6 protein-coding genes are annotated in these 9,616 nt (G+C 41.3%); all 6 read left to right on the top strand.

From position 1 onward, the window contains the following. Window positions 1–510, top strand: a 510-nt coding sequence (locus RMY64_RS08420; protein WP_416212135.1) for a calcium-binding protein, incomplete at its 5' end; no start/stop codon positions are given. An 878-nt stretch (window positions 511–1,388) separates the two neighbouring features. Continuing rightward, the gene (locus tag RMY64_RS08415) at window positions 1,389–2,087 is read left to right on the top strand and encodes a calcium-binding protein (protein ID WP_322699805.1); all 699 of its coding nucleotides are present in this window, start codon (window positions 1,389–1,391) and stop codon (window positions 2,085–2,087) included. Between the two features lie 1,282 nt (window positions 2,088–3,369). Continuing rightward, window positions 3,370–4,005, top strand: a complete 636-nt coding sequence (locus RMY64_RS08410) for a M10 family metallopeptidase C-terminal domain-containing protein (RefSeq protein WP_322699804.1) — start codon at window positions 3,370–3,372, stop codon at window positions 4,003–4,005. A 462-nt stretch (window positions 4,006–4,467) separates the two neighbouring features. Then, window positions 4,468–6,153 carry a dihydroxy-acid dehydratase gene (ilvD, locus tag RMY64_RS08405; RefSeq protein ID WP_322699803.1) on the top strand — a complete coding sequence of 562 codons (1,686 nt, stop codon included), beginning with the start codon at window positions 4,468–4,470 and terminating at the stop codon, window positions 6,151–6,153. A gap of 405 nt (window positions 6,154–6,558) precedes the next feature. Further along, complete coding sequence (locus tag RMY64_RS08400) at window positions 6,559–6,936, top strand: hypothetical protein (protein ID WP_322684937.1); 378 nt, start codon at window positions 6,559–6,561, stop codon at window positions 6,934–6,936. Window positions 6,937–6,970: 34 nt separating this feature from the next. Next, complete coding sequence (locus RMY64_RS08395; RefSeq protein ID WP_322699802.1) at window positions 6,971–9,577, top strand: caspase, EACC1-associated type; 2,607 nt, start codon at window positions 6,971–6,973, stop codon at window positions 9,575–9,577. Window positions 9,578–9,616 lie beyond the last annotated feature (39 nt).

Here is a 9,616-nt window from a genome sequence, read left to right as displayed (position 1 = left end):
GGATCTGGCAACGATAAGATTGACGGCGGATCTGGCAACGATAAGATTGACGGCGATTCTGGCGACGATAACCTGGTTGGCGGATTGGGCAACGATAGCCTAGTTGGCGGATCTGGCAATGATACGATTAGCGGTGATTTTGGTAACGGTGGTATCCTCACGGGTGTCAGTGGAACTGATGTTCTCACTGGAGGATTGGGTAACGATGTTTTCGATTTCAACTTCGTTTCAGAGACTCAACCTGGTTTGTTACAGGATGCGATCGCTGATTTTGTAGGAAACGGCATCCTTGCAGGGGATCAAATCGATCTATCTACTATCGACGCCAACTCCACTAAAGAGGGCAACCAAGCCTTCACTTTCATCGGGAGTCGTGCATTCTCTGCAATCGGTCAAATCCGTTATTCAGGAGGTATTCTCCAAGGTAGTACTGATGGCGATCTGTTGGCTGAGTTTGAAATTCGGCTTACAAGAGCGCCACAGCTAGTGGAAAGCGACATTATCCTTTAATTTAATATTATCTGCCTTAAAAATAAGGCAGAATGCAGAATTTTGATAATTGAATAGTCACAAAGAGAGATAAGTTTAGCTTGCCTTTCTAATAGTTTATAATTATTAAATTGCGCCACCTCTACATCAGAAAATTAGGTAATATAATCGCAACTGTTGCAATGATGCCACTGAATGAAGAAATGTCAGAGAATTTGAGAAGGCACATTGTAACGCAAGGGATGTAGCGATGTCTACGACGGGCTACGCCTACGCACTGGTTAACAAGGCTTTTAAGTTATTGGCAATTACTTCCTTATATATAACTAGATAAATAACCGAATAAATCTCAAAAAGTAAAACCAACCCTATCTGAACAAAGGTTTCAGATTTTGTTTTAGCGAGAGGAATAAAAAAGGGATAATTACTCTTTCTTATAGATAGAAAAAAGTAGGCTTGAAAGTAATAGTATAGTGTTGTGATTGTGGATAAAATCAAAACGTTCTAAAAGTTATGCGCTTTTGTAGGAGGAAATCAGCTTGTTTCATGCCATCCTACTACTGCAACCAGTAAAGATATAAGAACATGACATTACTCTTGGCATAATTTTGATGCCAATATCATCAATACATTTAGTGCTTGTCAAATCTTCAAACTTAACACCAAAGACCTGTTCCAATCAGGTGTGGTTCAGTTATCTCTACCCACTCGTTATTTTTTTGCCTTGTCTTCTCGGCGTTGCTGAATGAAAGTGTGAAATTTAAAAATTCAATATTTGAAACTGTTTCCTTTACACCTTTGAGGGAAACCAAATTCATCCTCTTAATCAGCAACACCGTTTTCTGATCGGAAAGTGACGAGGTTATTTTTTACCCTCTAAGTTCAGGAGAAACTTACTAATGGCAATTATCGAAGGTAGCATTTTTAATGACAACAATACCATCAACGGTTCCCCACTAATCTTTCGTCCTGCCCTCAATGGGGGTGCTGGCAGCGATATCCTGAATGGCAATGCCGGCAACGATATCTTAAATGGGGGTGCTGGCAGCGATATCCTTAATGGCAATGCAGGCGACGATAGTCTAAATGGCGATGCTGGCAGCGATATCCTTAACGGTAATGCTGGCAGCGATACCCTTAACGGTAATGCTGGCAGTGATATCCTTAACGGTAATGCTGGCAGCGATCTTCTCACTGGCGGTGCTGGCAACGATACCCTAAATGGGGGTGCTGGCAGCGATATCCTTACTGGCGGTGCTGGGACTGATTCTCTTACTGGCGGTGCTGGCAACGATATTTTCGATTTCAATTCAGTTTCAGATAGTCCTACTGGTTTGTCACGAGATATTATCGCTGACTTCGTTGGAAACGGTATCTTTGCAGGCGATCAAATCGATCTATCTACCATTGACGCTAACTCCAGTGTAGCGGGCAACCAAGCCTTTAGTTTCATTGGTGCTGCCGCATTCTCAGCAGCCCGTCAGGTTCGTTATTCAGGAGGTACTCTTCAAGGTAACATTGATGGGGATCTCTCACCTGAGTTTGAGATTGGACTGACAGGAGCACCATCACTAGTGGCAAGCGACATCATCCTATAGTCTAATATACCTCTTGCAAAAGCGCTGAACACCCTACTTCTAAGAGCAAGCGTTTAGGAGTAGGGTTCTTATTTATGATTTATGCAAACAGTAATATTGAAGAATAATTTAGGTGCAAAGCCAAACATACTCCAACTGTGAGAAAATGCAGTAGGCTTTAAGCTGTCAACAATGATATCGCTATAATCAAGCACAGTTAAATACTAACAAAGTTGCTCATATCAACTGCACCTAACAGAAGCACATCTAAAAAATATAAAATTACCAATGCTGCGTATGTATGAGAAAATCTGTTAATACAATCAATCGCAAAACTTGTGATGATGCCACAATAGCTAAATTGTAACTTAGGGAATGCAGCGATGTCTATGACGGGTTATTCGCGTCGCACTGGTCTAACAAGGGAATGGCACTAAGTTAAAATACAACCCTAATTACGATCCTGGGAGGCTCTGCCTCCAATGGCTTTAGCAGAGGCAGCAGCCCTCTCGAAATACATTTCCAGTCTTAAGACTGGGAACGAATTCAAGTTACACAAATCTTTAGGCTTTTCTTCGGGTCATGTGTCTAACAAAGCTTTTAACTTATTGGTAATTATTTGTTATCAAGTTACACAAATCTTAAGGCTTTTCTTTGTGTCATATGTCTAACAAAGCTTTTAACTTATTGGTAATTATTTGTTATATATAACTACAGAAACCACTAAAAAAATATCAATATGCAAAACCAACTCTATCTGGACAAAGGTTTTGTATTTTATTCTGGACAGAGAATAAAAAAGTTAATTATTATTTTTTTTGAGAAAAAAATCTGCTGAGGGTAATACTATAGTATTGTTATTATGAATACAGTATTAATTTCATTAAATCTATATAATCACGTAGAAAAAATCTACTGTTCCTGAGTAGTTTCCAACTGAAACAACTGAAAATAGAAGGTACAAGGGCATCAGATGATTTTTGATACAAATATGAAATAAATATCATTAAATACATCTAGTACTTCTTAAATATTCTCAAATACTCTCGAATATTCAAACTTAATAGTAAAGGACTATTCCAATCAGGTTTGTTCAACAATATACTCCAATTATTGATATTTTGACCTGGTTTTGTCGGCATTGCTGAATGAAAGTATGGAATTCCCAAATTCCATGTTTTAAATTGCTTGGCTTATGCATTTGAAGGAAATCAAATTCATACTCTTAATCAGCAATGCCGTTTTATAATGGAGAAGTAAAGAGGTAATTTTTTTTTCCTCTAAGTTTAGGAGAAACTCATCAATGGCAACTTCAATATCAATCTCCTCCGGTAGCGGCAGTGTTAGCGCCAGCTCTAGTAGTTATAGCAGTAGCGGTGGCAGTAGCAGTAGCAGTAGCAGTAGCAATAATGGTCAGAGCGATGTCATTAACGCTAGTGGTGGCAACAGTACCCTTGTAGGTGGTAGTGGCAAGAGTATCCTTAACGCTGGTGGTGGCAATGATAGCCTCTTTGGTAACGCTGGCAACGATATTCTTAACGGTGGTGCTGGCAACGATACGCTCAATGGCGGTACTGGGGATGATGTCCTGGCTGGCGGTAGTGGAAAAGATATTCTCACTGGAGGATCGGGTAATGATGTTTTCAAGTACAACTCAATTTCTGATACTCCACTTTCGGGACGCGACATAATCACTGACTTTCGTGGAAATGGAACCTTGTCAGGCGATCGCATCGATCTATTTAATATCGATGCCAACTCCACTATTGGGGGCAACCAAGCTTTCGCTTTCATTGGAAGTGCCCAATTCTCCGCACCCGGCCAAATCCGTTATTCAGGAGGTATTCTCGAAGGTAGCACTGATGGGGATCGCTCGGCTGAGTTTCAAGTTCGGCTTATAGGAGCACCACAAGTAGTGTCAAGTGACTTCATTCTTTAATTTAATATTCCTGCCTTGAAAATAAGGCAGGAGGCAGAAGGTAGAAGGCATTAGAGAATGAAAATATCTCTTTCCCAGTCTTCAATCCCTAGTCACTATTTTCAAGGCAGATATAATTTTGAAGAAGAACTCTAGTGCAAAGTTAGAGTGTCTCCATCTGTGCACCGGAATCAATATCAATATACTAAGCTTATAAATGTGGAAAGTCAGTGCCTCACCTTGGGGCAATGACTTTTTTTCATATTTAAATTCGTGTATTTCCGGCACTCTAGATGCTATAAACATAAGAATCATCCCTATTTAACACAAACGCTTAGATGAAGATTTATTCTAATTAGGGCTGAGCAAAAGACACGGTGAAACATAGAGAATTACTCATATTCGATCGCACCGCCCAGGCATGAGAAAATCATCAGGTAATACAATCGCAACAGTTGCGATGATGGCACGGAAGGAAAAAAGATGTCGGAGAATTTGAAAAGCCAAGTTGTAACGCAAGGAGTGCAGCGATCGCCTAATCGAGCTATGCTGCGTGCAGTTGGTTTTAAAGATGAAGATTTCAATAAAGCTATTGTAGGCATTGCCAACGGCTACAGTACGATCACTCCCTGTAATATGGGGATAAATCAACTGGCACAAAGGGCAGAAGTTGGGATTAAAACCGCCGGAGCGATGCCGCAAGTGTTCGGCACGATTACCATTAGCGATGGGATTTCGATGGGAACTGAAGGGATGAAATATTCCTTAGTATCGCGGGAAGTGATTGCCGATTCCATTGAAACCGCCTGTACTGGACAAAGTATGGATGGTGTGCTGGCTATTGGCGGTTGTGATAAAAATATGCCAGGGGCAATGCTGGCGATCGCTCGGATGAATATCCCTGCAATATTCGTTTACGGTGGTACAATTAAACCCGGTCACTATAATGGACGCGATTTAACTGTTGTCAGTTCTTTTGAAGCTGTTGGTCAATACAGTGCTGGAAAAATTGACGAAAAGGAATTATTAGAGGTTGAAGGTCGAGCTTGTCCTGGTGCTGGTTCCTGTGGAGGAATGTTCACAGCTAACACCATGTCTTCAGCATTTGAAGCACTGGGGATGAGTTTACCCTATTCTTCAACAATGGCGGCAGAAGATGCCGAAAAAGCCGACAGCACCGAAAAATCAGCATTTGTGTTAGTCGAAGCGATTCGCAAACAAATATTACCCCGGCAAATTATCACTCGCAAATCTATAGAGAATGCTATCTCTGTGATTATGGCAGTCGGTGGTTCGACCAATGCAGTACTGCACTTTTTAGCGATCGCCCGCGCCGCTAATGTAGAGTTAACTATAGACGACTTTGAAACTATCCGCGCTCGCGTTCCCGTTTTGTGCGATCTAAAACCAAGCGGTAAATATGTCGCTACAGATTTGCACAAAGCTGGTGGTATTCCCCAAGTCATGAAGATGTTACTTGTGCATGATTTATTACACGGTGATAGTCTCACCATTAGCGGTCAAACCATTGCAGAGATATTAGCAGACATCCCAGAAGAACCATCTGCCAATCAAGATGTGATTCGGACTTGGGATAACCCGATGTATCCTCAAGGACATTTAGCCATCCTCAGAGGTAATTTGGCAACGGAAGGAGCTGTCGCCAAAATTACTGGGGTGAAAAAACCAATAATTACCGGGCCTGCACGGGTGTTTGAGTCGGAAGAAGCCTCTTTAGATGCAATTTTGGCGGGTAAAATTCAAGCTGGTGATATTCTAGTCATCCGCTACGAAGGGCCTAAAGGCGGCCCTGGAATGCGTGAAATGTTGGCTCCCACTTCGGCAATTATCGGGGCTGGTTTGGGTGATGCTGTAGGATTAATTACCGACGGACGCTTTTCTGGCGGTACTTACGGCATGGTGGTTGGTCATGTGGCTCCAGAAGCAGCAGTTGGTGGTGCGATCGCGCTTGTAGAAGAAGGCGATAGTATTACTATTGATGCACCCGCTCGTTTGTTGCAGTTGAATATATCTGAAGAAGAACTGGCCCGTCGTCGTGCCAATTGGCAACCTCCGGCTCCGCGTTACACTAAAGGCGTGTTGGCAAAATATGCCAAATTGGTATCTTCTAGCAGTATTGGTGCTGTGACAGATTTGGACTTGTTTTAGTTAACCTGACAACTGTGGCGCAAGTTTGCCTACCTTTAACAAGGGGCTAAAGCCCCTTGTCTGCTTATTTGAGATAGTCGCTGAATTTTCGCTGTTCTGTAATAGTTTGATCTAGCGATCGCTTCTAAAGAAGTTGCAAAGACAAACTCACTAACTTACTTTGCGATCGCAAGCGTGGTAAAACAAATTGCTGTATCGAAAGAAATACTGTTGATTGCCTCTAAGTTTTAAAGCTATTGAAAAGGGATGTTCTGTATTTATACCAGATTTGTACCTGAATTTTATGAGTTTTTGGAAAAATCTTGAAAAAGTTTCAGGAAATTTACATAGAAGAAGTGATGTCAATCGATATACTACAGAAATACCATTGACCATCAACTGCTGAAAAACCTAAAAGGGCACAAAATGAGTTCTGAATCTAACGTCAAACTGACGATCGCTCTTTCTAATCCAGATTTAGATGCAGAGGAGCAAGAACGGGAAGCACGGAATCTGCTGCGAGAAATCAAAGACTTAGATGTTGAAAGTGCTGAACTAGTAGCAGCTACAGAAATACCTGAAGGAGCCAAATCTGTTGGTGGTTTTCTGGTGGGGGTGTTGCAGGCAGAGGTGAGCCTTGCCAATTTTAAGAAATTGTTGGGATTTTTGGGCGATCGCTTGGGTAACAAAACCATTGAATTGGAAGTTGAAGCTAACGGCAAAAAACTGAAGGTGAAAGCTAGCAGTCAGGAAGAGTTAAACGCCGCCATTGAACAAGCGCAAAAGTTCATCGCAGGTAGCTAGCCGATAAATTCCATAAATAAAGGAGAATAGCAACATGGCGAAGGTAGCGCTGCTAATTGGTGTAAGCGAGTATGGAGCAGATATTACCTCATTGCTTGCGGCTACAAAAGATGTGGAGGCAATGCAGCGAGTTTTACTAAACCCAGAAATGGGAGGATTTGCCGAGACGGATGTTACAGCATTAAAAAATCCTGATCGGCAAGAAGTGGAAGATGCGATATACAGACTTTTTGCCAATCGCCAAAAAGAAGACCTGTTGCTGTTTTACTTCTCTGGTCATGGAATAAAAGATGAAAACGGCAAGCTTTACTTATCAAACTGTAATACTCGTAAAGAGAATGGAAGGCTAGTTAAGCACCTAGCACTAGCAGCTAGTGTTCTGAACGAAAATATGAATGAAAGCAAATCTGAGAGACAGGTGGTGATTTTGGATTGCTGCTTTAGTGGTGCAATTGCTCGGGATATGACTCCAAGAGACGACAGCACGGTAAATTTGCAAGAGGAGCTAGGCGGAAAAGGGCGAGCAATTCTGACTTCTTCCACATCCACTCAGTATGCATTTGAGCAGGAAGGTTTAGAACTTTCAGTTTACACACGCTATCTAGTGGAGGGAATTGAAAAAGGAGCAGCCGATAAAGACGGAGATGGACGGATTTCTGTTGATGAACTGCATGAATATGCCAGTATTAAAGTCAAGCAAGAAGCCCCAGCAATGACACCGAAAATATACCCAGTGGAAGAAGGTTACAAAATTTACCTGTCTAAAGCACCAAAAGGTGATCCAAAGCTTATTTATCGCAAACTAGTTCAAGAATTGGCAAAGGAAGGCAGTGGTGAAATTCATGAACTCGATCGCATTATATTACAAGTGAAACAGGAGAATCTGGAACTAACGCTTGAGGACACAAAATCAATTGAAGCAGAGGTTTTAAAACCTTACCAAGAGTATAAAAGAAAATTGGAAAAGTATGAAGAGGCTTTCTACAAGGCGATAGAATCAGATTCTAATCTCAGTGAGAGAACTCGTACTAGGTTGAAACGTCTTCAGGAACTTTTAGTACTTAGGGATGAAGATATAAAACCAATTGAAGACCGAATTCGTGAGAGAGAAGATTCAACAACTCTCGGCAGCAAAAATAAAGATACAGCAAAAAGAGAAGATATCATAATTCGCAAACAGTCAAATGCCCGGACTCGGATAAATACTCGGCCTACCCAAAATAACAATTTTCTACAATACATAGTAGCCAGCGTCATCGGAGTAATTGGAGTAGGTATTGGCGTTGGCAGTACTGTATTCTACTTTTTGATAACCAAACATACATCTCAACCTGTAGTTCCGCCTATAGTAAATTCCTGTGGTAAAGAGACCTATAGTTTGAATGACAGAATTAGCCTGGGTGAAGAAATTTTATTAAAACAAGATACAAATCCAGATAAAGAAGCTGGAGTTCAAGCATTTTTAAATGGTGATTGTCAGACTGCTATTAATAAGTTTAATTCATACCGTCAAGCGAATCTTACTAATAGAACAGACCCAGAAACATTGATTTACTTGAATAATGCTAAAGCTCGTCAGAAAGGAGATCGGCTCAAAATTGCTGTGAGCGTACCTATTGGGACAAATCCAAATGTAGCAAAAGAGATACTGCGCGGTGTGTCCCAAGCTCAAGATGAGGTGAATAGCAGTGGCGGTATCAATGGCAAAGTTTTGGAGGTAGCGATCGCTAATGATGATAACGATCCAAGTGAATCTGCACAGCTTGCCACTCGGTTTGGCAAAGATGCCAACATCTTAGCTGTCGTGGGACATAATTCTAGTAATGCTTCTCTCTCAGCAGCCCCAGTCTATCAAAAAGACGGGTTAGTGATGATCTCTCCCACCAGTTATGCCCAAAACCTTGATAGGGTTGGCAATTATATCTTCCGTACTGCTCCTAGTGTTAAATCCATAGCTGATAGCGTCTCTAATTACGCCATTAAAATAGCGGGTAAAACCAATTTTCTTATCTGTGTTGATTACCAAGGGATAGATAATCAGTCGTTTAACAATGAGTTTGTTAAAGCGATAAAAGCTGCTGGCGGTCAGATTAATTCTACAGAATGCGATATTTCTGCTCGTGACTTTAACCCTAGTGCTGTCATTTCTCAAGCTGTACGTAGCGATGCTAATGCCTTGGTGTTAGGTCTTTATGTAGACAAAATAAAGCAAGGTCTAGCGGTGGTACAATCTAATCAAGGGCAGTTGACTGTATTTGGTAGTCCTACACTTTTCACTGACGAAACCTTAAGGAATGGCAGCGGTATCAACGGACTGATAATCTCTGCACCTTGGTATCCCACAGCTTTTCCTAATAACATCTTTCCGCAAAAAGCCCAAAAAGTTTGGGGTGCAACTGTCAATTGGCGAACAGCTACGGCTTATGATGCAACCTTGGCGATCATCGCAGGTTTACAACGAACTAACAGACGCGATGAATTACAAAAAGAGTTGCATAGTCCGAGTTTTTCAGTCGATGGTGCAACGGGAAAGATTCAGTTTTTACCATCAGGCGATCGCTTAAACAATGAAATATTCTTAGTTAAAGTTCAACAAATATCTGGCAGTGATAAATATCAATTTGTGCCGATTAAACCTTAGTCTTGTAGCAATTAATAGCGATTGCATCCCGTATTTAAC

Source organism: Nostoc sp. DedQUE08, from assembly GCF_034530895.1.
GTDB lineage: Bacteria > Cyanobacteriota > Cyanobacteriia > Cyanobacteriales > Nostocaceae > Nostoc.
Note: the sequence above shows the minus strand (reverse complement) of the source record. Positions and strands in the feature narration are given on the sequence as shown.

Bases quoted from the DNA above. Each gene is read 5' to 3' on its own strand.
- RMY64_RS08415 (WP_322699805.1), top strand. From the start codon at position 1,389: ATGGCAATTATCGAAGGTAGCATTTTTAATGACAACAATACCATCAAC.
- RMY64_RS08410 (WP_322699804.1), top strand. From the start codon at position 3,370: ATGGCAACTTCAATATCAATCTCCTCCGGTAGCGGCAGTGTTAGCGCC.
- ilvD (WP_322699803.1), top strand. From the start codon at position 4,468: ATGTCGGAGAATTTGAAAAGCCAAGTTGTAACGCAAGGAGTGCAGCGA.
- RMY64_RS08400 (WP_322684937.1), top strand. From the start codon at position 6,559: ATGAGTTCTGAATCTAACGTCAAACTGACGATCGCTCTTTCTAATCCA.
- RMY64_RS08395 (WP_322699802.1), top strand. From the start codon at position 6,971: ATGGCGAAGGTAGCGCTGCTAATTGGTGTAAGCGAGTATGGAGCAGAT.